Raw genomic sequence first — 21,594 nt, 5'->3', positions numbered from 1 at the left:
TTGTATTTATAGTATATGTCCTGCATCATTTATAAAATAAACTGTTGCGAACTCTTTAAAAAACTCTTTTGCTTCATATGATTTTATTATTTTATCTTTTGCACCAAGATAAACTTCTATTTTAGTACCTTTTTTTATAAGTTCTTTAAGCTCTTTTTCTTTCCATTCATAAGTTAGTAACTCTTCTAATTGTTCATAAGTTCCAAGATTGAAATACTTTGAAGTATCAATACTTTTAGGATAAGAGATATTTTCTAAAAAATTCAAACAATAAGCTTTTGCATCTTTTTTAAAAAACATCAGTTGCATTCTTTTGTATTTTTTATCATTGATTTGGAAAAAAGCTGGAGAGAAAAGTTGCAATAAATCAACTCTTTTTTCACTTTTTAAAGCTTGTTTAAAAGCTTTAATTGCACCATAAGAAAACCCACTAATAGTAAAATCATTTTCAACTAAATATTGATTAAATAGCTCTTTTTCACTACTTAAACAAAAACCATGATAATAATTAGAAGTCATTTTCACAAATTACCTCATTTTTTAACATAATCTCTTTTAATCTATTAATCTCAACTGCATTGTGTGAAAGCTCTGCTCTTAACTCATTTTTAACTCTATTTATAAGTTCATTTGCATCATTTGCCATCTTATATTTTTCAACCATATTTAAAGCAATCTTCATAGCATGCTTTAAATCATCACTATTAACTGCATGTTGTTCTTTTTTTATAACTTCAACACCAATACTACCAGCTAAATATCTTTTGATATTTTCTATAAGTTCATTATATGAGGGATAAGTCGATTCTAATTTAGGCACATCTTCATCAAAAAGTGAAACTTTACTTTTGCATACAAAAGCTTTACTTGCTTGATAGATAGATAAAATCTCTTTTTGTTTTTCATTTAAGATTTTTGTTTGTTTTTTTCCAAACTGCAATTTATTTTTTGCTATTTCAATATCTTCATCTTCTAAAACTTTTGATTCTCTTTTTATCATATTTAATAAAGCTTCATTTACCAAAGTAGCAAGTGCAGCAGAAGAGAAACCAGCTGTTGTATCTGCAAGTTTTTCTACATCAAACTCAATATTCTTGCCTTTTAAATAAAGCTCTAAAATATGTTTTCTATCTTCTATATTTGGTAAATTTAAAAATACCCTTCTATCAAATCTTCCTGCTCTTAATAAGGCATCATCTAAAACATCAATTTTATTTGTTGCAGCTATTACAATAACTCCACTATCTCCCTCAAAACCATCCATTTGAGTTAAAAGTTCATTTAGTGTTGCTTCTCTTTCATCATTTGATGTACCAGTTCTTTTTTTACCAATTGCATCAATCTCATCAATAAATACAATAGCAGGAGCACTAGCTTTTGCTTTTATAAATAACTCTCTTACTTTTTTTGCTCCCATACCAACATATATTTGAACAAAACTAGCTCCACTTTGATAGAAAAATGGAACATCAGCTTCTCCTGCAACAGCTCTTGCAATAAGCGTTTTACCAACACCTGGAGGACCTACTAAAAGTACTCCTTTTGGAAGTTTAACTCCATGGGAAATATACTTTTTAGGAGAGTTTAAAAAGTCAACTATCTCTTCAAGTTCACTTTTAATCTCAGAAATACCAGCAACATCTTTAAATGAAAGATTTGATGTAACAGCTTTGATATTACTTGAAGATTCCACATCTTCTTTAGATACAGAATGCTCTTTTTGTTTACTAAGCTCTTTTTCAAAAGCACTTGTTTTAATACCTTTTTTATCAAAAAACTCTTTAATCTTATTTTGCTTGAGTTTTAAAAATATTGCAGTTATTAGCAATAAAAATAAAAAAAGAAGCCCTAGATAATAAGAACTTCCTTCAATTTGAGTACTACTTTTATACATAGTATAAATAAATAAAACCAGCAATATGGTTGCTGATAAAATCATAAGTTTTAAGTTTTTGTCTAGCTTATTATTTGAATCTTGCGACATTTTTATCTTGCCTTCTTTCATAATCATCAAGGAAAATCCAATCTCCTGTTAAATCAACACTACTTTCAACTTCAATTTGATTAAAGAATTGATCTAACCCTATATATTTTCCATTTTTTTCTTGTTCTATCAAGACCTCTAATGTTTGAGTATTATTTTTTCTAAACTCATAGTTTTTCTTCTCTATTATAGATATTAATTCATTATATCTTTCTTTTGCAATATTACCTTTTACAATATCTTTCATAGATGCACTTGGTGTTCCATCTCTTTTTGAATATGTAAATGCATGAACATGAGTTAAAGGAAATCTTTTTAAGTTCTCCATAGCTTCAGCCCAAAGTTGATTAGTCTCACCTGGATGACCTACAATAAAATCAGTTCCTAAAGCATAACCATTCTCTTTTAAAAACTCGAAAAGTTCTAAATCTTTTAAAACTTTATTTCTTCTGTTCATTATTTTTAACATCTCTTTTGAAGTGTGTTGAAGTGCAATATGCAAGTGCTTTGCCATAAAAGGTTCATTTATAATCTCTTTAAATTCATCATCAATTTGAATAGGTTCAATACTTCCCATTCTAATACGTCTAACACCTTTTATCTGTGACATTTTCTTAAGAAGTTTAGCCAATGATGTATGTTGTTTTTTTCCATAACTTCCTACATTTGTACCAGTTAAAATAAACTCACCAAAACCATTACTTGCAAGTTTTTCTATTTGTTCTAAAATCTTATCTTCTTTATAACTTCTTGCATCACCTCTTACGTGAGGAATAATACAGTAGCTACATCTAAAGTCACATCCTTCTTGTATTTTTATAAAAGCTCTACTTTTACCTATAAACTCTTCAACAATAGTATCATCAATATGTTCTAAATCTCCAGCTTGAAAAAATCTCTCTTCTTTTTTTAAAAGTTCATTGATTTTCTCTTTTTCACTATGACCAAAAAGTGAATCAACTTTATCTTCTTTAAATAAATTCTCGCCTTTAGTCCATACTCCACATCCAGTAAAAACAACTCTTGGTTTTTTAGGAAGTCTATTTAGCTGATTTATATAACCCCTTGCAGTTGAATCTGCACTATTTGTAACTGTACATGAATTTATAACTACAATATCAGCTTGCTTTTCATCTTTTGTTACTTCAAAATCTTCTAAGTTACTCATCATAACTTGAGTATCAAAAACATTTGTTCTACAACCAAAAGTTTTAAAATATACCTTTGGTTTTGTTTGTGAAAATATCATATAATTTTGCCTTCATCTGGTAAATCTGCTGGTTTTTCTCTTTTTTCATTAAGATTAATACTTTGAGTAGGATAAGCAATATGGATATCATCTTCTGCCATAAATGCTTTTAGAATTTCAGGTGACATTGTACTTCTAAGCACCAATGCAGCATATGAGTTAGTAAGATACCAAGAAGATATTACAATACCATAAGGTTCAACAAAAGTATAAACTCTAGGTTCAACTCCTGTTGCTCTTAATTGATACTTACTTCTCATTTTTGATAACTGTTTTCTAGTAATATCAGTATATCCTTTAGAATAGTGTTTTAAAATCTCTTTTGCAATATGTTGTGCTTTTTTATGGTTTGAATCAAAGGTAATAGTAATATCAATACCATCCCAAACAGTTCTAAGTCCTGAGTGTGTATAGTTTGCAATCATCTCTGAGAAAACATAATTATTAGGAATAAAAAATATTCTTCCAGTTCTTCTATTTACCATATAAGAAGTTAAAGTTATATCTTCTCTAATAGTGATTTTAAATAATGAAATATCTAAAACATCTCCCACAACTTCAAGACCATTTCTAGTAACTTTAATTCTATCTCCTACTTGAATAGAACCAGATGTTACAATTACAAGCCATCCAAATATAGACATAAACCAATCTTTTAAAGCAATCGCAATACCAGCTGATGCGAAACCTAAGATTGTTACTACATATGAAACATTATCTATATATGAAAATAAAACTATTAAAACTATTATAAATACCACTAAAAAATTAATAATCTTATTTGTAAGATAATAACTCTCATTTTGTGAAAAGTATTTTTTTAAACCTAGTTTTATCAAAAATGACATAAAAAATAGTAAAAAAACAATTATAAAAATTGTAAAAATTTTCTGTATTTGACTTGAAATTTGTGATTTTATCTCTAGTGTTACTTGTTCAACTTTTCTTGTATAAACCTCTTCTGTTGTTGATACTATTTCAAGTACCATATTAAAATCTTTTTTTTGCTTATCTAAAAAAGTTAAAATCTCTTTATATTGAGTTTTTTGATCTAAATTATATAGTTCCAAATATAAAAAGACTTTCTTTTCAAGTAAAGATATAAGATTTGCAATATCTTTTTCTATTGTAATAAACTCTTTTTTATTGTTTTCAAGTTTTTTGATATATGATAAGGCATTAATTATTCCAAAAGGATTAGTTATATCTTCATATTTTTCAACTTCTGGGGGACTTAATAAACTTCCAATTGGTGAACCTTTATACTCTGATATAAGTTCTAACTCATTTTGCTTAATTCTAATTTTATTATTTAATTGAGAATAGTGCTCATCTGTTTTACCTTTACCTTTTGCACTTTGTTTTAATAGCTCAAGCTCTTTAGATATTTTTCTATAAGCTAAATAATTACTATATCTTTTTAATAAAATATTATCTTTTAACTTTTCATTTAACTCTTCTATTCTTTTTTGCAATACGCCAATTTGAGCAAGATCTTGCATACTTCTTTCTTTTAAAGCTGCTTGTCTTTGAGCTATTTCTTGGTTTGCTAAATCTTGTGCTGTTAACTCTTTTGGTTCATCTAAAATATCATCATTTAATTCATTTGCATAAACACAAAAATTAAAAAGCAATAAAGCTGCAAAAATATAAGTAAAGAAACCTCTTTTCATTAATTAAAAACCTTTAAAACTTCTATTACATCATCTTTATTTATTTCATCTGTAATTAGACAATTTCCTATTTTTTTTGGAAGAATAAACTTAATCTTATTATCAAGAGATTTTTTATCTAAAAAGAAATGCTCATAAAACTCTTCAACATTAGCAATTTTGTAACTTGTAGGAATATTATATTTCTCTAATAAATTTTTTACTCTTGAAGCTTCTTCTTGGCTTATATGACCTAACTTTACTGCAAGTTCATTTGCCATAACCATACCAATACCAACAGCTTCACCATGTAAATATGTTTTGTATTGTGTTTCATTTTCAATTACATGTCCAAAAGTATGCCCATAATTTAAAGCTGCTCTAATGCCATTCTCTTTTTCATCTTGAATAACTACATTTGCTTTTGTTTCAACTGATTTTTGAATTGCTATTTTAATATTTTCTTCTTTTGTTAAATCATTTTCTTCTAGCCATTGAAAAAAGTCTTTATTAAAAGTTACAGCCATCTTAATAATCTCTGCAACACCTGCACCAAACTCTCTTTTTGGTAAAGTTGTTAAAAAGAAAGGATCAATTAATACCTCTTTTGGTTGATGAAAAGCACCAATAAGATTTTTTCCATACTTATTATTTATTCCTGTTTTTCCTCCAACACTTGCATCAACTTGAGAAAGTAGTGTTGTTGGAACTTGCACAAAACTAATGCCCCTTTGATAAATAGAAGCAGCAAAACCTGTCATATCTCCAATAACTCCACCACCAAAAGCAACTAAAAGTGACTTTCTATCAAGTCTGTTTTCAAAACAATGATTTAAAATCATATCAATTGTTTGCATATTTTTATACTGTTCTCCATCAGGTACAGTAACAACACTTATCTCTTTTGCTGTAATTTTTTCTTTTAAATACTCTAAGTGAAATGAACTTACAGTTGGGTTTGTAACTATGACAACTTTTGTATCATAATATATTTCATTTAACCTATCAATTGTAATATCATAAGAAGTGTTATTTGGTAAAGTAATATTTACTATCATATATAAAATCCATTTAGTATAATTTGATAAATTTTATCTAAAAAGAGCTAATTCTAGCTTTAAAAATATGATTAACTAGGCATAGTTACACAAAAGTGAGTTATTAATTATATGTTAAGATATTTATGTTATCTTAAAAAATTCTATTTTAACTATAAGGAATTTTTATGGAAATTTCAAATATTGGGATATTTAAAGGAATGAATAAAAAAATGTCAATACTTAGTATTTTTTTAATACTTTTAAGTGTTGCTATTACTGGATATTTTCCTTTAAAAAGTGCTAATTATTTAAAAGATGTAAGAGAATTTTTAAACCCTTTTTTAGAGTGGTACTATGTTTTACTAGTAGCATTTTTATTAGCTTTTATGATTTGGCTTGGAATGGGAAGATATAGAAATGTAAGACTTGGAGGTGATTTAGAACAACCAGAATTTACATTTTTTTCTTGGGTTTCTATGCTTTTTGCAGCAGGAACGGGTGTAGGAATTCTTTTTTGGTCAGTAGCACAACCAATAATACAATTTCAAAATAATCCCTTTACAGGTACAGAAATGACACCAGAAGCAGCTATTACAGGTATGAGCCTTAGTTTTTTTCATTGGGGTTTAAATGGCTGGGCAATTTTTTCATTTATTGCACTTACAATGGCATATTTTTCTTTTAGACATGGTTATCCTTTGACGATTCGTTCTGCACTATATCCAATATTTGGAAGAAAAGTTGATGGAGTTTTAGGTGATTTTGTAGATATCCTTGCAGTATTTGGTACTGTTTTTGGTATTGCAACAACTCTTGGTTTAGGAGTTGAGCAGATGAATGCTGGATTAAAAGAGGTTTTAAATATTAAATCATCTTTATTTTTACAATTAGGAGTAATGAGTGCAATTATGATTATTGCAACTATTTCTGTTGTTTCAGGAGTAAATAAAGGAGTAAAACTTTTATCAATTGGAAACTTTTGGTTAAGTATAATAGTATTACTTTTTTTACTAGTATTTGGACCTACTCAATACTTAATTGGTGTAACAGTTGAAGCTACAGGTCACTACATACAAAATATAGTTAGATTAACTTTTCATACAAATGTAACACATGATACAAATTGGCAATCTGTTTGGACAGTATTTTTTTGGGGTTGGTGGATAGCTTGGTCTCCATTTGTTGGGATGTTTATAGCAAGAATTTCAAGGGGTAGAACCTTTGGTGAGTTTGTTGCAGGAGTATTACTAACACCAACACTTATTACAATTGTTTGGATAGGACTATTTGGAGGAACAGCTTTATATGAAGAGTTATTTTTAGGAAAAGATATAGTTACAGCTGTAAACAATAATATATCTTCTGCACTATTTGTTATGCTTGAAAATCTTGAAGTTGGTATTCTTGGAGAAATAATGTCATTTTTAATGATTGTCTTAATTGCCACATATTTAATTACCTCTGCAAATGCGGGAACTTTAGTAATAACTACAATCTTATCAGCAGGCTCAACAACACCACCAGTTACACATAGAGTTTTGTGGGGAATAATTTTAACATTATTAACAGGTGTACTTATACTAGCAGGAGGATTAGAAACCTTGCAAGCAGCAGTTATAACAGCTGCATTACCTTTTTCAGTTATTATAATTATTATGATAGCTGGATTATTAAAAAGTCTAAGTTTAGAAAGCACACCAGCACGATCTGGTAATGAACAATTAAGTGCAAGAGAACCATGGATTTTAGATGAAGATGTAGGTGAAGAACCAACAATAATGGATGAGTTTAACCCAAATATTAAAAAACTTAAAGAACCAGAGTATAAATAGTTTTATTTATACTCTTAGCATTAAAAAAAGATTATTAATATATGAATCAATGGAGTTGATGCTCTTTTGTAGGTCTGATTTGGAAAAAGAAAGAATAAAATATCCTACAAATGTACTTAAAATACTATCTATAAAAATAGTTGAATTCTCTTTAATCTCTTTATTTTTTATAGCTTTTTGTATATATTTATATAAAAATTGATAGTTTTGTTTATACCATTGATTTTGAAAAAGCATAAAAGCGCAGTTTGTTTTGTAGTAAGAAACACCTATTAACTCTTTGAAGATTTTTCTATACTCAATAAATTTTTCTTTATAAGAAGTCAAAATCAACACTTTAATTTTATCTTCAATACTGTTTTTTTTTGCTGCTAATTTGTAAACTTCATCTAAATACTCTTTATGAAGTATATTTGCTAATTCTAAAACAATATCTTCTTTATTTTCAAAATACTCATAAATAGTACCTTTTCCAATATTAGCCTCTTTTGCTAAACTTGAAATTGTCAAACCACTTAAGCCTTCTTGTAAGATTAAACTCTTACAAGAAAAGGCTATTGATTCTCTTTTTTGATGTTTACAAATTTTTTGTGACATTTTAATTTTGGTTTTTACTAAACTTTGAAACCAATATATAAAAAAGTGGTATAAATACAATTGCAATGAATGTAGCAGAAAGCATTCCACCTATTACACCTGTTCCCAATGAGTGTCTACTTGCAGCTCCTGCTCCACTACTTAATGCAAGAGGTATTACTCCTAAAGTAAAAGCAAGTGAAGTCATAATAATAGGTCTTAATCTAATCTTTGCAGCTTCTAGTGCAGCTTCTTTTAAACTAAAGCCCTCTTTTTGTTTTTGTAAAGCAAACTCTACAATCAAAATTGCATTTTTTGCTGCAAGTCCAGCTAGAACAAGTAATCCAACTTGGAAATATATATCATTTTCCAATCCTCTTAAATGTGTAGCTACTATTGCTCCAAATATTGCAAATGGAACTGCAAGAAGTACAGAAATAGGCATTAGCCATCTTCCATATTGAGCTGCTAAAATTAAAAATAGTAAAACAATACCAAAAATAAATGCTTGCGCACTACTACTAGAAATTTGTTTTTCTTGATATGCTGTACCAACCCAACTAATTGTATATCCTTGAGGAAGTACTTCTTTTGCAACTTCTTCAATTGCATTTAAAGCATCACCTGAACTAAAACCAAATGCAGGTTGTCCAGAAACTTTAGCTGCTTGGAAAAGATTAAATCTTTCAACAATATCTGCACCAACAATTGGTTTTACAGTTACTAAAGAACTAATAGGAACAAGTTGATTATCTTTTCCTTTAACTAGTACAAATTTTAAATCCTCAACACCTCTTCTATACTCACCTTTAGCTTGAAGATTTACTTTATATGTTCTTCCATATAAATTGAAATCATTTACATAATAACTTCCAAATGTTGCACTTAATGTGTTATAAATATCATCAACTCTAACACCTTTTGCTTTTGCCTTTTTTGTATCAACTAAAATTCTATATTGAGGAATATTTGGCGTAAGAGATGTTCTTACTCCTTGTAACTGCTCTTTTTTATTTGCTTTAGCAACTATTTGATTTACATATTTACTTAAATCCTCTATTTTTCCACCACTTCTATCTTGTACATACATTTCAAATCCACCTGAAATACTCATACCCATAATTGGAGGTGGTAAAACACCAAATGAAAAACCATCAGAAGTAGCCATTAGTTGTTTATTGAATTTTTGATTTAATACTGCTGCATGTTGAGATGGATTTTGTCTTTGTTCCCAATCTTTAAGCTTAACAATTGTAGCTGCTGCATGTGTTCTTTGTCCAAATGTAACTAAATCTAAACCAACTAATGAAATTATATCTTCAACATTGTTATCTTTTGATACAATTTGATTTATCTCATTTGATAGCTTTTCTGTTCTAGTTAGTGAAGCACCAGGAGGGTTGTAACTAAATAAAAATATTGCACCTTGATCTTCTTGTGGAACAAGTCCTGTTTTTAAATCTTTTAACATATCATAAGATACAAAAATAAGTCCACCAAATAACAATACACTTATAATAGAGTATCTAATAGTTTTTTTAACTAAGAAAGAGTACCCTTTTGTCGCTTTTTCAAAAGAGTCATTAAACCATTTGAAAAAACCTTTTGGTTTTTTATTATGTGTATCTTTTAAAATAGTTGCACACAATGATGGTGTTAAAGTTAAAGCTACAAATCCAGAAATTGCAATAGAAATTACAATAGTAATAGCAAACTGTCTATACATTTCACCACTTAATCCTCCCATAAATGCAACAGGAATAAATACAGATGAAAGTACTAAAACAATAGCGATTAATGCACTTGAAACCTCTTTCATTGCCATAAAAGAGCACTTTTTCCTTCACTCATATGTCTTTCAACATTTTCAATAACAATAATAGCATCATCAACAACAATACCAATTGCAAGAACAAGTCCAAATAGTGTAAGTAAATTAATACTAAATCCAAGTGCATACATTCCTGCAAATGCACCAATAATAGAAACAGGCACTGCTAAAACTGGAATTAGTGTAGCTCTCCAATTTTGTAAAAATAAGAAAATAATAGCAATAACTAAAATAATAGCTTCCACAAATGTCTTTGCAACTTCTTTTATAGATATTTCAACAAAATCTGTACTATCATAAGGTATTTTATACTCCAATCCTGCTGGAAAATTTTTACTTGCATCTTCTAATACTTTTTCTACTGCTCTTGCAGTATCAAGTGCATTTGCCCCACTTTGTAAAAATATACCAATTGGAATGGCTGGTTGATTATTTAATTTTGTTGTCATATTATAACTTTGAGCACCAAGTTTACTCATTCTTTCTTGTGTTTGTAAAGTATAAGTAAACATTTGTTTATTTACAATTGGTTCTGCTGCAAACTTACCTGCTGCATATTGTGCATTTTGCTCTTTTATTGCATCAATAACTTCTGCTGTTGTTAGCTTTTGTTTTGCTAATTTTTGAGGGTCAATCCAAACTCTAATAGCATAATCTTTTGCTCCAAAGATTGTTGCATCACCTACTCCACTAATTCTTTTTAAATCATCAACTATATTAATCAATGCATAGTTTGATAAATATTTAATATCATGGGCATTTGATGGTGAGTGAAGCATAACAACTTGCAACATACTAGGTGATCTTTCTCTTACATTTACACCTTGTCTTTGCACTTGTTCAGGCAGTTTTGAAAGTGCTGCTTGTACTCTATTGTTTACATCAATTTTTGCGTCATTTGGATTTGTTCCAACTTCAAAAAATACATTTATACTAACAGTTCCACTATCAGAGGCAACAGAGTTCATATAAATCATATCATTTGCACCATTTATTTGTTCCTCAATTGGTGCTGCAACTGTTTTTGCAATAGTTTCAGCACTTGCACCTGGATATGTTGCAGATACAATAATTTGAGGTGGAATAACTTTTGGATACTGCTCTATTGGTAAATTTATCATTGATACTGTTCCAGTAAGTACGATAATTATAGAAACAACAGCAGCAAATACTGGGTTTTTAATAAAAAATGAAGAGAACATACTATTTACCTAACTCTTGTACTTTTGTGTCAGGTCTTACTTTTGCTATATTACTAACAATTATTTTATCATCAATTTTTAAACCTGATTTAACTACTACACCACTTTGTAATAAACTTCCAAGTTTTACTGGTCTAAGTTTTGCTATATTGTCTTCTACTACATAAACAAAATCACCATTTGCAGTTTTTAAAATAGCCTCTTCTGGAATTATATGTACATTTTTTACAGTTATATTATTTAATTTTATTTTAGTAAACTCACCAACAATTAAACTATTTTCATCATTATTAAATTTTGCTCTTAAAAGTAAAGTATCAGTATCTAAATCTAATTGTGGAGATATATAATCTATTTCCCCTTTAATTGTCTTATCATTTACATCTAAAGTAACATTTACTTTACCATCTTTAATTTGACTTAAAAAAGCCACTACATCATCTTTTCTTAATGAAAACTCTACATGTACAGGGTTTATAGAAGTTATTGTAACTAATAATGAGTTTGAAGAGTTTGTTCCAACATAATCACCAATATCACTTTGTTTAATCCCTACTATTCCACTAATTGGAGCTTTTACAGTTGCATAATCATACTCAATTTTTGCTTTTTGCAAACTTGCTTTATTACTTTCTAACTGAGCTTTTGAATCTTCATAAATATATACATATTCATCATATTTTTGAACACTAATAGCTTTACTTTTTAAAAGTTTTTTTGCTCTTTGATAATCTTTGTATGATTTATTATAGTTTGCTTGTGCTTTTTTTACATTTGCACTTGCCATATTTAAATTTGTTTTATAAACATCCTCTTCTATTTTATATAAAAGCTTGCCTTTTTTAACAAATTCACCTTCTTTAAAAAACTTCTCTTCTAAAGTTCCTGAAACCCTTGCAATTACATTTACCTCTTCAAAAGGCTTTATAACTGCTGGATACTCTTTTGAAATAGTTGGTGTTTCATTTTTTACATCAAATATTTTCACTGGTAAAGCAGGTCTTTCTTGCTTTGAGTTTGCTTGTTGTTTTGCTTGTGTATCATCACTACAAGCATTAAAACCTAAAACTATTAAAACTATTAAGGGTAAAACTCTTTTTCTCATCTAATATATTCCTTTAAATTTTTTCCACTATGATAAATAAGATTTGCTTTTTTAACTTCTATATCATATAAAGCACTTTTTAATACACTTATTGCTTCATATTTTTCACTAAGAGATTCTAAAAAAGCAACATTATCAATAAGTCCACTTTGATATTTTGATTTTATTACTTCATATGCACTATTTGCTGCTTTTAATCCAGCTTGTGCAGAATCAATCTTTAATTTTGCAATTTCATATGCTTTTTTTGCCAATTGTAAATCAACATTTGCTCTATTTTTTTCGTACTCATATTTTGATTTTGCACTAATATATTTTTTATATTTTGATTCAAATCTATTTTTTGTCTCTCCAAATGAAAAAATATTCCATTTTAAATTAACTGAAAATATATTTTGTTCATCATAAGGTGCTTTAAAGTCACTATTATCATAATTCATATCTGCATTAGTGTAAGTATTACTTACACTAATTGTTGGTAAATAATCACTTTTTTGTGCACTTGCATCTTCAAATAAAGCTTTTACTTGAAACTTCAAAGAGTTTATATCTGCTCTATTACTTTGAATTTGCTCTTGTTTTAAAGGCTCAATAAATGAACCATCATCAATGCTTACTGTTTGCCCTGTAATATATTTTAAATTATGAATAATAGTTTGAAGTTCTAACTCTATTTCATGTAAGTTCACATTTGCACTTTGTACTCTTGATATAATTTTTTGTATTTCATCTTCTGTTGTAGTTCCAGCTTCTAAAAATCTACTTAATCTTTCATATTGAGCTTTTAACTGCTCTATCTCTTTATTTTTTGCATCTTTTTTTGCTAATAATGACAAATAATCATAATAATATTTAGTAACATCTAAAGATATTTGATTTTTTATAGAAGATAAATCCTCTTTTTTACCTTTTATACTCATCTCATAACTTGAGTATCTGTCATATTTTTTTCCACCATCATATAATGTATAATCAATTGAAGCATTAAGTGTCGTACTATTATCAGGTGTTGAAGCAAGTTCTTTATTTGCTTTTGAATAGTTTACACCAAGATTTAAACTTGGTAAATAACCACTTCTTACACTGTCATACTCTTTTTTCAATGATTCTAAATCACTTTTATATGAATCAACTAGTCTATTTTTAATAGACAAATCTATTAACTCGTCTAAGTTTTGTCCCATAAGTAAAATTGGGATAAAAAATAGAAAATAAATCTTTTTCAAAATAACTCCTTTTATCTTGCTAGAAGGATAACATTAATTAGCTTAAAGATATCTTTCTAGAAAGATTTATCTTTTTAACCTTATTTTAGATAGAATTTTAAAATGGAAAAACAACATTTAGACCAATTCTTTACTGAAACAGTTAACAACCCACGCTATGAACAGTTTGCAATAGCATTGCCAATTACTTTAATATATAGAAATCTATTTAATGAAACAGAACACTATATAAAAGAAAAATATGATTTAAGTCATTCAGAAATAGATGTATTAGCAGCATTGTATTTTAATGGAAAGACTTTATCTCCCACAGATTTATACTCAGCAACTGTTTTTTCATCTGGTGGAATGACAAAGGTTTTAAAAAAACTAGAATGCAGAAAATTAATTTCAAGAATACCATCAGCACAAGATAAAAGAAGTATGTTAGTCTCACTTGAACAAGAAGGAGAAGAATTAACACTTAAATGTCTAGATGAAATGATTGAAAAAAGAAAGTACTTTTTTGATATATTATCAGAAGAAGAGACAAAAACTTTCAAAAAAATTCTAAAAAAACTAACATATAAACTTTTTTAGATTTTAAATATCAAATTAAAACAAGCACCATTATACTCTTTTGAGTTTACATTAAAAGTGCAGTTTGAAACTTCAATCGATGCATTGTGATGCTCTGTAATTATTTGATGAGCCAAAGATAAGCCAATACCAGTACCAACACTTTGATGTTTTGTAGTAAAATATGGTTCAAAAACCTTATCAATATTATCTTTATCTATTCCTTTTCCACTATCTTTTATGGAAACAATAAAATTTTTATTTACTATTTTAGTGCTTATATGAACTACTTTTTTATCATCATCTATAATATTTTCAATAATTGCATCTTTTGAGTTATTTAGTATATTCATAATAGCTTGAATAAGTTGGTTTTGATAACCTGCTATTTCAATATCATCTTCATAATCTTTTATAATTTTTATATTATTATTTAAAAAAGAAGAGTGAATTATAACTAATGTTTTTTCTATAGTATTAACAATACTTAAAAGCTCTTTTTCATTTGTATCTTTTATAAAGTTTCTAAAATCATCTATGGTTTTTGAAAGATATTGTGTTTGTTCCATAATATGTGTCATATCAAATAACAAATCATCAAGTTCTACTTTTTGTCCAAACTCATTTTTAACTTTTATACTACTTGCAATTGTTGATATTATATTTAATGGTTGTCTCCACTGATGGGCAATGTTACCTATCATTTCACCCATTGAAGCTAATTTTGCTTGTGATTGAATAATACTTTGTTCTGTAATATCTTTGGCACTTAAAAGAATTGTTTTTTTATCTGGAAGTAGTACTAAAGAGAGACTAACTCTTACTGTTCGCCCATCTTTAACTAAGCAACTTTTTTCAAAATTTATTTTTGAGCCATCTTTTAAAACATCATCCATTGCTTTTTGAGTTCTTGCTTTATCTTCAATAGCTGTTAAGCCTATACAAGACTTTGTTAATAACTCTTTTTTTGTATATCCTGTCAGTTTTAAATAAGCTTCATTGAACTTTAAAAAATTGCTTTGCAAATCTAAAAGTGCCAATCCATCTTTTGTATATTTAAATATTGCTTCAAACTCATTTTTTTGATTTATTAGCTCTTTTTGTAAGTTTTTTTCTCGTGTAACATCATAAAACCAACCAATAACAGAATCTTCTTGATCAAACTTAATACTCATATATGAAGCAAGTGCCCAAACTGTTTTATCTTTTATTTTAAATTCAACTAATCTATTAAAGATTTTTTCTTTATTTTTTATCTTTTCAACTATTTGTTTATATTCATTTTTATCTTTATAATATTTTGAAGGGTCTGAATCAATTACATAATCTTCTTTTATCAAAGAGGCATATGTATGATTTGAAAATACAACATTAGTACCTTTATTTTTTGCAATTCTTACAGCAATAGGACTCATCTCTAATAAATACTTTAGTCTGCTTTCACTCTTTTTTAATATATTTCTTGAAGATTTAATTGAATACAACATTTTATTTACTGCACCATTAAGTAAATTTAACTCTTTTGAAAAAGTTAAAGGAAGTTCATTTACAGGAATCCCATCTTTATCAGTATTATTTAAATTTGATATTATTTTTGAAATAGGTTTCATCAAAAGATAATGAAAAAGAGCAAAAAGACATATTATTAAAAATAAAGATATAAGTATAGTATTATTTATAGTCTTATAAATAATAGCATGTAACTCTTCTTTCATCTTTTCATCAGATACACATAAAGTAATATGACCTAAATCTTTTTTTATCATAGATTTTATTTTAAACTCTTTTTTATAGTAGCAAGTTTTTAAAGAAGAAACATGAGATTTATTTTTTGCATTAAAATCAACAATATTACCATCAATTCTTATTTTTCCAATAATATAAGCCTCTTTACCTACAATCTTTCCCATACTATAATCTCTTACAACTATTGCAGAAATATCTTTATTTTTAATCTCATTGTACAAAAGATTTGTGTATTCATTTACAGCATATGATGAGATAAGGTTTGTCAAATTATTTTTTAGAGTATTAATTGTGTTTTCTGAACTCTCTTTCATGTTTTCTATGATGCTATTTTTAGTACTTACATACGAAAAAGTAGCGCTTATACTCATAAAAATAGTTACAATAATAAAAATACTAATAGCAAATGTAACATAAAGAGATTTGGCATTTTTCATCTATTTTTCTATTCCTAAAACATTTCTTTTTATAAGAGGTAACTTTTCTTTAATATTATCTTTTGAAATAGCAAGTATTGGCATTTGGATATTTTTTATTACCTCTTTTTTGTTAAAATAGTTATAAAATTGTTCAACAGCTTTTTGCCCCATCAAATAAGGTTGTTGCATGGCTGAGCCTACAAGTATATCATCTTGTATCAACTCTATAAACTCTGGCTCTGCATCAAAAGTCAATAATAAAACTTCACCTTTTTTATCTAATTCATTTATAGCATCAAGTGCTCCTTGATATCTATCTGAACCTTGTAACCATACAGCCCTTAAATTTGGATATTTTTTAATAAACTCCTTTGTATAAATATAAGTTTCTGCTTGAGTCCAAGTTATTTGTTGCTTTAAATCTACACTTTTTATTTTGGCTTCACTTAGTGCTTTTAAAAACCCTCTTGTTCTTTCTTGTCCATTTATTCTTTTTTGAGGAACAGCAACAATTGCAACTGAACCATCTTCATAGCCTAATTTTTGCATCTTCTTTACTAAAACTTTTCCTATATTATAAGCACCCGTTTTATTATCAGAAGAGATATAAGATAAATACTCTCCACTATCAGTTCCTATATCTAAAATAACAGCAGGAATATTTGCTTCTTTGACAAATTTTAAAATAGTAACACAAGCAGATGAATTTGTGGGAGATACAATCAAACCATCAGGTTTACTTCTAATTGCTTTTACAGTATTTTCTAGCTCAATTTTTGCACTATTTGATGAGCTATATACTTCTACATCATAATCATAATTAGATGACTTATTTTTGATACCTTTACTCATGATTTCCCAAAAAGGAATCCTAATATCAGAAACAATATAAATTAACTTTTTTTCTGAAGCATTTACATAAGAAGTCATAAAAATAGTAAAAATAATAAGAAATTTGAAGTAAAACACCCTAAACCTTTAATTTTATTACTTAATCATAACATATCATAGATAATAACTCAGAATATTTACTTATTCATTATCTTTTTCTTTTCTTTTTTCATTTATTTTATCTAGTAAACTACTTGTAAAAATACTTCCAGGAATAGCATAAAAAGCAATTCCTAAAGCACTAACAACAGTTGTTAGCATTCTTCCAATTGTAGTAATTGGATACATATCACCATAACCTACTGTTGTAAAAGTAGTAACAGACCACCATAAAGTTGTGGACATACTAGTAAAAACTTCAGGTTGAGCTTTTGTTTCTACAAAATAAACAAGAGGAGTTAAGGTAAATAAAAGAATAAAAATCGCAACAACAATATATAAAAACTCCTCTTTTTTCTCTTTTAAAATTTCTGTTATAATCTTATCAAACTCATTGAACTTTGCCAATCTAAATAGCTTAAAAATTCTTATTATTCTAAGACCTCTTAAAAAACCTAAATCAATATTAAAGAAAGTAAGATAAAAAGGTAAAAGTACAATCAAATCAACAATCATCAAAGGAGTTAGCATATACTTTAGTTTATTTTTATTTATAGAATAGACTCTTAATACATACTCTAAAGTAAATATAAATATATTTACCATATTTATTGTTTTAAATAAATCAAAATATTCACTTAAGCTTTTTTCTGTTTCAAGAAACATAACAATAATACTTACAATAATATTTATATATATAGCAACTTGTAGAAAATATCCATATTTATGTTTTGAGGGATCTTCAAATATTAAGTACAACTGACTTTTTAAATTCATTATGATTAAACCTTATTAATTATTATTTTAAAATACGCGTAGTTTATCAAAAAAAGCATAAAGGTTTTAATCACCCAAAAACATATAATTTTTTATATAAAATAGTTTAAAATAAAATTTTCTATTAATTTTAATAGCATATTTATTTAATAAAGCATAATTTATATAACTTTTTATACAATAACTTGACATAACATATAAAAAATTATATAATTTTAAAAAACACAAAAGGTGCACTTATGAAAATAATTAGAAAAATACAAAATCTAAAAGCAAATGGACACTATGCTTTAGCACTAATAGAAGACAATAGAGTCTATATTTCAGGGCAATTCTCTATTGACCCAAAAACTGGTGAAAAAAAGTTTGGAACAATGCAAGAAGAGTTAAAACAAGTTCTAAACAATATAGAATTAATTCTACAAGAAGCAGGTTCAGCTAAAGAAAAAGTCTTAAAAGTTAATGTTTATATTAATGATTTGGATGAATGGACAATAGTTGATAAAATATATAGTGATTTTTTTGCAGAACATACACCAGCAAGAACAATTACCGCTTTAGCAAAACTTCACTTTGGTTTTAAAGTTGAAATTGATGTTATAGCAGCTTGTTAAAGGAGATTATTATGAAGTATATTTGTAGCAAATGTAAAAAAACTGAAGATGTAAGAACACACAAAGCAAAGTGTGATTGTGGGGGATTATGGAAATTACACTTTCATGTACCAAAATTTAATTTAGATTTAGTAGATAAAAACACATGGGGACTCTTTCGATATAGAAAGTTTATGCCTATAATAGATGATAGTTACAAAGATATCACTTTAGGAGAGGGAATGACTCCTATTATTGAGTTTGATAAAGATATTTTATTAAAAATGGACTATTTCATGCCAACACTATCTTTTAAAGATAGAGGTGCTGCTATGTTAATATCTCATTGCAAATCAATAGGAGTAGAAAGTGTTGTACAAGATAGCAGTGGAAATGCAGGAAATAGTATCGCTGCATATTGTGCAAAAGCAAATATAAAGTGTGAAATATTTGTTCCAAAAGGAACATCTCCTAAAAAAATAGATATGATAAAATCTCATAATGCAAAAGTTACAATAACAGATGGTTCAAGAGATGATTGTGCTGATATTTGCAGACAAAAAGTAGAAGAAGAAAAAGTTTTTTACGCAAATCATGTTTATAATCCATTTTTTTATCAAGGAACAAAAACTTATATCTATGAAGTGTATGAACAACTAAACAGAATCCCTAAAAACATATTTGTACCACTTGGAAATGGAACTTTATTTATAGGTGTAATTAAAGCTTTAGAAGAGTTACTTGAAAGTAAACTAATCAAATCTATGCCAAATATCTATGCAATACAAAGCCAATACTGCCCTCCTTTTGTAGAAGCTGTAAAAAACAAAGAAACAAAACCTGCAAAAGTAACTCTTAAACCCACATTAGCAGAAGGTATTGCAATTGGTGTACCAATGCGTGGAGAAGAGATTTTAGAGTATATTTATAAATACAATATCAAAACAATTATTGCACCAGAAGATAAAATAGTTGAAAGTAGAAAAATCCTTGCTAAAAAAGGCGTATATTGTGAACATACAACAGCTGCTTCATATGCAGCATATTTAGAGTATTGTAAAACAAATGAGAAACTAAGTGATTGTTTAATATCTATGTGTGGGGCTGGATTGAAATCTGACCACTAAATAATTTAGCATTTTTTTGATATATTACACTTTGACAAGGAGACTTTTAATGCACTTAGTTCTTAAAGCTTATATACCCATTGCAAATATGATTGTAAAAACATTTGGAAAAAATTGCGAAGTGGTATTGCATGATTTAACACAACCTAAAAACTCTGTGGTTTACGCTGCAAATGGTGATGTTACTGGTAGAAAAGTTGGTCAAAGTTTTGATCATCTAATAAAAATGGTATTACTTAATAAAGATTTTAAAGATGACTATGTAGTTAACTACTTTTTTGAAACAGAAGATGGAAAAAAAATCAAATCTTCATCAGCTTTGATTCGTGATGAAAAAGATGAAGTAATAGGTATGCTATGCTTAAACTATGATTTGACTCTTTCTCATCTTTTGCAAGAAGAGTTGCAAGACTTTTTAGGAACACCATCAGGACAAGAAACAAAAGAATCAGAGAAATATGTACTTGACCAAGATATAGTAAGTATCCTTGACAATCTTATAAAAAAGATTTTTGAAAATACTAACATAGAAAAACTAACAAGAAAAGATAGTCTAGAAATCATCAAATTTATGGATGAAAAAGGCATCTTTTTAGTAAAAGGCTCTATTGATAAAGTCGCAAAATATATGGGCGTTTCAAAAGTAACAATATACAGTTACTTAGATAGCATTAGAGGAAAAAGGTAGAGTATTTTTACTTACCTTTTTACTTCAACTTTTGCCAATCTTTCATAATATCTTATCAAAGCACCATGATCTAAGTGATCTTCACCCTCAGCTTTCATAGCTTGCATAACCTCCATAACACTAGCTGTAAGTTGAACAGGAGCTCCAATCTCATGGGCAGTGTCAAGTGCATTTTGTAAATCTTTTATATGTAGATTGATTTTAAATCCTGGATCAAATTTTCTATCCATTGCTAAAGGAGCTTTTGCATCTAAAACAGTACTTCCAGCTAAGCCTCCTCTAATTGCTTCATAAACTAACTCTGGCTCAACTCCAGCTTTTGTAGCTAAAACTAAAGCCTCACACATACCAGCGATATTTAGTGCAACGATAACTTGGTTTGCTAGTTTTGTAGTATTTCCCGCTCCAACCTTTCCAGTGTATACAACAGAACCAGCCATAGAAAGCAAAATATCATAACACTTGTCAAATACCTCTTTTTTACCACCAACCATAACAGAAAGTGTTCCATCAATAGCTTTAGGCTCACCACCACTTACAGGGGCATCTAGAAACTCTACATCTTTTTTTGCTAACTCTTGAGCTATGCTTTGTGAAACCAAAGGAGCGATAGAACTCATATCGATAACAATGCTTCTAGCTTTTATGCCATCTATCACACCATCTTTACCTAAAACCACCTCTTTAACTTGTGGAGAGTTTGGAAGCATAGTAATAATCACATCACAAGATTGAGCGACTTCTTTAGCACTACTTGCACCAAGCGCACCAGCAGATACCAACTCATCAACAGAAGCTTTACTTCTATTTGTAACAACTAGCTCATACCCTGCTTTTAATAGATTTTTCGCCATAGGTTTTCCCATGATACCTAATCCTATAAATCCAATTTTCATATTTATTTCCTCGTATAATAAATTTATCAAGTTACTAGATCAAATAAGAGTAGTAATCTGATAGTTATTTAGACTTTGGTAAAGTTAAATATTGTTTTACCAA

The 21,594-nt window shown here is 27.9% G+C and carries 17 protein-coding genes and 1 pseudogene; 5 read left to right on the top strand and 13 right to left on the bottom strand.

Annotation, left to right across the window (positions count from 1 at the left end; genetic code table 11):
- Nucleotides 1–6: 6 nt before the first annotated feature.
- From bioV to aroB, 5 genes are read right to left on the bottom strand one after another with little or no spacing between them, the layout of a single operon-like run.
- Complete coding sequence (bioV, locus tag ACTCCZ_RS12305) at nt 7–519, bottom strand: pimelyl-ACP methyl ester esterase BioV (RefSeq protein WP_196778288.1); 513 nt, start codon at nt 517–519, stop codon at nt 7–9.
- Nucleotides 509–1,984, bottom strand: coding sequence for an AAA family ATPase (locus tag ACTCCZ_RS12300; protein ID WP_079580018.1), 1,476 nt, complete (start codon nt 1,982–1,984; stop codon nt 509–511). The genes bioV and ACTCCZ_RS12300 overlap by 11 nt, the downstream gene beginning before the upstream one ends.
- Nucleotides 1,965–3,233, bottom strand: coding sequence for a tRNA (N(6)-L-threonylcarbamoyladenosine(37)-C(2))-methylthiotransferase MtaB (mtaB, locus tag ACTCCZ_RS12295; protein ID WP_079580006.1), 1,269 nt, complete (start codon nt 3,231–3,233; stop codon nt 1,965–1,967). The genes ACTCCZ_RS12300 and mtaB overlap by 20 nt, the downstream gene beginning before the upstream one ends.
- On the bottom strand, nt 3,230–4,906 hold the full coding sequence (locus tag ACTCCZ_RS12290) for a mechanosensitive ion channel domain-containing protein (protein ID WP_079580005.1): 1,677 nt from the start codon (nt 4,904–4,906) through the stop codon (nt 3,230–3,232). Before ACTCCZ_RS12290 ends, mtaB begins: the two co-directional genes overlap by 4 nt.
- Nucleotides 4,906–5,943, bottom strand: a complete 1,038-nt coding sequence (gene aroB / locus ACTCCZ_RS12285) for a 3-dehydroquinate synthase (protein WP_079580004.1) — start codon at nt 5,941–5,943, stop codon at nt 4,906–4,908. Before aroB ends, ACTCCZ_RS12290 begins: the two co-directional genes overlap by 1 nt.
- 167 nt (nt 5,944–6,110) lie before the next feature.
- Here aroB and ACTCCZ_RS12280 point away from each other — a divergent pair, with 167 nt between their 5' ends.
- Nucleotides 6,111–7,757, top strand: a complete 1,647-nt coding sequence (locus ACTCCZ_RS12280) for a BCCT family transporter (protein ID WP_079580003.1) — start codon at nt 6,111–6,113, stop codon at nt 7,755–7,757.
- Between the two features lie 6 nt (nt 7,758–7,763).
- Here ACTCCZ_RS12280 and ACTCCZ_RS12275 read toward each other — a convergent pair whose 3' ends face one another.
- The 4 genes and pseudogenes from ACTCCZ_RS12275 to ACTCCZ_RS12260 all read right to left on the bottom strand — a co-directional run bounded on the left by ACTCCZ_RS12275 (nt 7,764) and on the right by ACTCCZ_RS12260 (nt 13,697).
- Nucleotides 7,764–8,354, bottom strand: coding sequence for a TetR/AcrR family transcriptional regulator (locus ACTCCZ_RS12275; protein WP_131828689.1), 591 nt, complete (start codon nt 8,352–8,354; stop codon nt 7,764–7,766).
- A 1-nt stretch (nt 8,355) separates the two neighbouring features.
- Nucleotides 8,356–11,366: pseudogene (locus tag ACTCCZ_RS12270) on the bottom strand (efflux RND transporter permease subunit).
- Between the two features lies 1 nt (nt 11,367).
- Nucleotides 11,368–12,471 (bottom strand): efflux RND transporter periplasmic adaptor subunit, encoded by a 1,104-nt coding sequence (locus tag ACTCCZ_RS12265; protein ID WP_079580000.1) that lies wholly within the window; start codon nt 12,469–12,471, stop codon nt 11,368–11,370.
- A complete protein-coding gene (locus ACTCCZ_RS12260) occupies nt 12,468–13,697 on the bottom strand; it encodes a TolC family protein (RefSeq protein ID WP_079579999.1) in 1,230 nt (409 codons plus the stop codon). The genes ACTCCZ_RS12265 and ACTCCZ_RS12260 overlap by 4 nt, the downstream gene beginning before the upstream one ends.
- A 102-nt stretch (nt 13,698–13,799) precedes the next feature.
- Here ACTCCZ_RS12260 and ACTCCZ_RS12255 point away from each other — a divergent pair, with 102 nt between their 5' ends.
- Nucleotides 13,800–14,276 (top strand): MarR family winged helix-turn-helix transcriptional regulator, encoded by a 477-nt coding sequence (locus ACTCCZ_RS12255; protein WP_079579998.1) that lies wholly within the window; start codon nt 13,800–13,802, stop codon nt 14,274–14,276.
- Here the strand turns inward: ACTCCZ_RS12255 and ACTCCZ_RS12250 are convergent.
- The 3 genes from ACTCCZ_RS12250 to ACTCCZ_RS12240 form a co-directional block, all read right to left on the bottom strand.
- The gene (locus ACTCCZ_RS12250) at nt 14,273–16,438 is read right to left on the bottom strand and encodes a PAS domain-containing sensor histidine kinase (protein ID WP_079579997.1); all 2,166 of its coding nucleotides are present in this window, start codon (nt 16,436–16,438) and stop codon (nt 14,273–14,275) included. The genes ACTCCZ_RS12255 and ACTCCZ_RS12250 overlap by 4 nt on opposite strands.
- Nucleotides 16,439–17,389 carry a substrate-binding domain-containing protein gene (locus ACTCCZ_RS12245; RefSeq protein WP_228145348.1) on the bottom strand — a complete coding sequence of 317 codons (951 nt, stop codon included), beginning with the start codon at nt 17,387–17,389 and terminating at the stop codon, nt 16,439–16,441.
- Between the two features lie 63 nt (nt 17,390–17,452).
- Nucleotides 17,453–18,187 (bottom strand): ion transporter, encoded by a 735-nt coding sequence (locus ACTCCZ_RS12240; RefSeq protein WP_079579996.1) that lies wholly within the window; start codon nt 18,185–18,187, stop codon nt 17,453–17,455.
- A gap of 239 nt (nt 18,188–18,426) precedes the next feature.
- Between ACTCCZ_RS12240 and ACTCCZ_RS12235 the strand changes: the two genes are divergently transcribed.
- Genes ACTCCZ_RS12235 through ACTCCZ_RS12225 form a run of 3 tightly spaced genes read left to right on the top strand, consistent with a single transcriptional unit; the run spans nt 18,427 to nt 20,595 of the window.
- Nucleotides 18,427–18,801: a RidA family protein gene (locus ACTCCZ_RS12235; protein WP_079579995.1), complete on the top strand. Its 375-nt coding sequence runs from the start codon at nt 18,427–18,429 to the stop codon at nt 18,799–18,801.
- Between the two features lie 11 nt (nt 18,802–18,812).
- Nucleotides 18,813–19,907, top strand: coding sequence for a threonine synthase (locus tag ACTCCZ_RS12230; RefSeq protein WP_079579994.1), 1,095 nt, complete (start codon nt 18,813–18,815; stop codon nt 19,905–19,907).
- A 49-nt stretch (nt 19,908–19,956) separates the two neighbouring features.
- Nucleotides 19,957–20,595, top strand: coding sequence for a helix-turn-helix transcriptional regulator (locus ACTCCZ_RS12225; RefSeq protein ID WP_079579993.1), 639 nt, complete (start codon nt 19,957–19,959; stop codon nt 20,593–20,595).
- An 11-nt stretch (nt 20,596–20,606) separates the two neighbouring features.
- Here the strand turns inward: ACTCCZ_RS12225 and garR are convergent, their stop codons facing one another.
- On the bottom strand, nt 20,607–21,491 hold the full coding sequence (garR, locus tag ACTCCZ_RS12220; protein ID WP_079579992.1) for a 2-hydroxy-3-oxopropionate reductase: 885 nt from the start codon (nt 21,489–21,491) through the stop codon (nt 20,607–20,609).
- Nucleotides 21,492–21,594 lie beyond the last annotated feature (103 nt).

Source organism: Malaciobacter sp. (assembly GCF_055140965.1).
The sequence above is the reverse complement of the archived record's forward strand: the minus strand, read 5'-3'. Positions and strand labels throughout refer to the sequence as shown.